The following is a 3,024-nucleotide window of genomic DNA, read 5'->3' as shown; positions in this document are numbered from 1 at the left end:
GCGTTCTGCTGCATCGCGGCTATAAGATCGCCGAACTTGCCGAACAGAGCGACTTTCTGGAAGTTTGCTACCTGCTGCTGAATGGCGAATTGCCCAAGGCCGACGAAAAGCAGGAATTCGATCACGCCATCACCTATCACACGATGGTGCATGAGCAGATGCAGTTCTTCCTGCGCGGCTTCCGCCGGGATGCGCATCCGATGGCGATTATGTGCGGTCTGGTCGGCGCTATGTCGGCCTTCTACCATGATTCGACCGATATCAATGATCCGCATCAGCGGATGATCGCGGCGCACCGGCTGATCGCCAAAATGCCGACCCTGGCGGCAATGGCCTATAAATATTCGGTTGGGCAGCCCACGGTATATCCGAGCAATGAGCTTTCCTACTCGGAAAAACTTCTTGCGGATGCTCTTTGCCGTTCCGTGCGAAACCTGGAAGAATAATCCGGTTCTCAGCCGCGCGATGGATCGCATTCTGATCCTCCACGCCGATCACGAACAGAATGCTTCCACCTCGACCGTCCGTCTTTCGGGCTCGTCCGGGGCAAATCCCTTCGCCTGTATCGCCGCCGGGATCGCCTCGCTCTGGGGGCCAGCCCACGGCGGTGCCAACGAAGCCGTGCTGACCATGCTGCAGCAGATCGGTCATAAGAATAATATTCCCGAGTTCGTGAAGCGCGCCAAAGACAAGAACGATAGTTTCCGTCTGATGGGCTTCGGCCACCGGGTCTATAAGAACTATGATCCGCGCGCCAAGGTGATGCAGCAGACCTGCTACGAAGTTCTCGAAACGCTGAATATTAAAGATCCGCTGCTGGATCTGGCGCGGGAACTGGAACGGGTGGCGCTGGAGGACGAATATTTCGTCGAACGCAAGCTGTACCCGAACGTCGATTTCTATTCGGGCATCATCCTGCGCGCGATGGGCTTCCCAACCTCGATGTTCACCGTGCTCTTCGCCGTTGCCCGCACCGTTGGCTGGATCAGCCAATGGAAGGAAATGATCGAAGATCCGGGGCAGAAAATCGGCCGCCCGCGTCAGCTTTACACGGGTTCGGTTGAACGCCCGTTCGTGCCGCTGGCGAAGCGTGGCTGATATTCATCATCTCCGGGGCCGGAACGGCACCGCTAAGGATAAGGGGGAGGCGTCGCGGCGCCTCTCCCGTGTTCCTATTATTGTGTTGAAGGTGCCGCGACAAACGGCGGCCAATGATAATCCCGCCCCCTGGGCGCGGCGCTTGGCCCAGGTTGGTCTCGTTTTGCTGATTGGCGCGGCTCTCGTGACGTGGGTTATTGGCCTGCCGAAGCTTTGGTAGGGCCAATGATTACCTGCTACCTCGACTATGTGATTGATCCCTATAAGCTCGCCGAGTTCGAAACTTACGCGAAGCTTTGGATTCCGCTGGTCGAAAAATTCGACGGAACCCATCACGGCTATTTCATGCCGTCCGAAGGCCGCAATAATCGAGCGCTCGCCCTCTTCAGTTTTCCATCGCTGGCCGAGTATGAAATCTACCGCCGCGATTCGATGAAAGACGCCGCCTGTCAGGCCGCCTTCGCCTATGCCGAAGAAACCCGCTGCATTATCTCGTACGAGCGCAGCTTTTTTAGGCCGGTTCTATCGGCTTAAGCCGGTCCAGAATAATCCGCGCCGCGCGGTCCGAGGGGGTTTCGCGCCCCACGCCGAGTTTTTCCCGCAAAAGATCGAAACCCGCCCGCTGCTGCGTGGCGGCGATGCTATTCGGTTCTAAAAGCGCGGCAAGCGCCCCGGTCAGTTCATCCGGCGTGCAGCGATCTTGGAGTTTTTCGGGAAAGAGTTCCCGCTCCAGAATTAGATTCACCAGCGACGCATAGGGAATGCGGATCGTCTGCTGCACTAAGGCCCAGGTGAGCGCGTTCATGCGGTAAGCGATGACGCTCGGAACCCCCGCCAGCCCCAATTCGAGCGCGACCGTGCCTGAGGCGGCGAGCGACGCCGTCGCGGCGGCAAACGCATCGTATTTTTCGGTATTACCCTCAATGATAACCGGCTGCCCCGGCCAGTTGGCGGCAGCGGCGCGGACCGTTTCGGCCACCGGCGTTACCGTGGGAACGATCAGGCGCAACCCCGGAAACTGCGTGGCCAAGCGCGTTACCGTCTCGCCAAACACCCCCAGCAGCCGCCCAACCTCGCCGCGCCGACTGCCGGGCAGCACCAGCAGGACCGGCGCATCCAGCTCAATGCCGTGCCGCGCGCGAAAGGCTGCGCCGTCGCCCTGCCCGGCCCCGGTTTCGATCACCGGATGGCCGACATAATCGGTCGGCAGGCCGTAGCGCGTAAAATACGGCGGCTCGAACGGTAGCAGCGTTAGCAGATGATCGGTTTTCGCCGCCAGCCTCTTCGCCCGCCCCGCCCGCCAAGCCCAGACCTGCGGCGCGACGTAATGGCAGCGCGGTACGCCCAGATCGGCGATATTTTTACTGATCCGCAGAGTGAAACTCGGCGCGTCGATCGTCACCAGCGCCGCCGGGCGGCGCGCGCGCAGATCGGCTTCGGTTTCTTTGAGCCGCCTTAGCAAATTCGGCAGATGCGGCAGGATTTCGGCCAGTCCCATCAGCGACAGCTCTTCCATCGGAAACAGACTGTGCAGCCCCTGGGCCTGCATCGCCGCGCCGCCGACACCCGCAAAGGCAATCCGCCCTTGGGTTTGCGCGCTCAAAGCCGCCATCAAGCGCCCGCCGAGCAAATCGCCCGAGACCTCGCCCGCGAGCAGATAGATCAGCGGCACGGAGCTCATGGGTTTGACAGTCCGATCACGAACAGCCCGGCCTCGTCAGCCAAGGCCCGCACCGCATCGCGGTTAATCAAGGTGGCGAAATGGGCATCGACCGCAAGCCCGGCAAGACCCGCCGCCGCCGCTGCGCGCACCGTCTCCGGCCCGACACCCGGCAAATCCATCCGATGATCCTGGCCAATCTTCGCGAGTTTCACCAGCACGCCGCCGCCGCCGGGGCGCTTCAGCGTGCCGGCGCGCGCGATCAT

Annotated in this window: 4 protein-coding genes and 1 pseudogene; 3 read left to right on the top strand and 2 right to left on the bottom strand. The window is 61.1% G+C overall.

The features are described from left to right. The 3 genes and pseudogenes from VZ95_RS17770 to VZ95_RS17760 form a co-directional block, all read left to right on the top strand. Nucleotides 1–1,098, top strand: a pseudogene (locus VZ95_RS17770) (citrate synthase); the annotation flags it as partial. Beyond that, the gene (locus VZ95_RS17765; RefSeq protein WP_045777047.1) at nucleotides 1,091–1,318 is read left to right on the top strand and encodes a hypothetical protein; all 228 of its coding nucleotides are present in this window, start codon (nucleotides 1,091–1,093) and stop codon (nucleotides 1,316–1,318) included. The pseudogene VZ95_RS17770 and the gene VZ95_RS17765, both read left to right, overlap by 8 nt. A gap of 5 nt (nucleotides 1,319–1,323) precedes the next feature. After that, nucleotides 1,324–1,632, top strand: a complete 309-nt coding sequence (locus VZ95_RS17760; protein WP_045777046.1) for an NIPSNAP family protein — start codon at nucleotides 1,324–1,326, stop codon at nucleotides 1,630–1,632. Here VZ95_RS17760 and lpxB read toward each other — a convergent pair. Both lpxB and lpxI read right to left on the bottom strand, forming a co-directional pair. Beyond that, the gene (gene lpxB, locus VZ95_RS17755) at nucleotides 1,610–2,779 is read right to left on the bottom strand and encodes a lipid-A-disaccharide synthase (RefSeq protein ID WP_045777045.1); all 1,170 of its coding nucleotides are present in this window, start codon (nucleotides 2,777–2,779) and stop codon (nucleotides 1,610–1,612) included. The two genes, VZ95_RS17760 and lpxB, sit on opposite strands and share 23 nt — an antisense overlap. Continuing rightward, nucleotides 2,776–3,024: UDP-2,3-diacylglucosamine diphosphatase LpxI domain-containing protein (lpxI, locus tag VZ95_RS17750; protein WP_045777044.1), on the bottom strand; the 249-nt coding region annotated here is incomplete at its 5' end. The genes lpxB and lpxI, both read right to left, overlap by 4 nt.

It is taken from the genome of Elstera litoralis (assembly GCF_000963705.1).
Lineage (GTDB): Bacteria > Pseudomonadota > Alphaproteobacteria > Elsterales > Elsteraceae > Elstera > Elstera litoralis.
This window is presented reverse-complemented; position numbering and strand designations above follow the sequence as displayed.

Bases quoted from the DNA above. Each gene is read 5' to 3' on its own strand.
- VZ95_RS17760 (WP_045777046.1), top strand. From the start codon at position 1,324: ATGATTACCTGCTACCTCGACTATGTGATTGATCCCTATAAGCTCGCC.
- lpxB (WP_045777045.1), bottom strand. From the start codon at position 2,779: ATGAGCTCCGTGCCGCTGATCTATCTGCTCGCGGGCGAGGTCTCGGGC.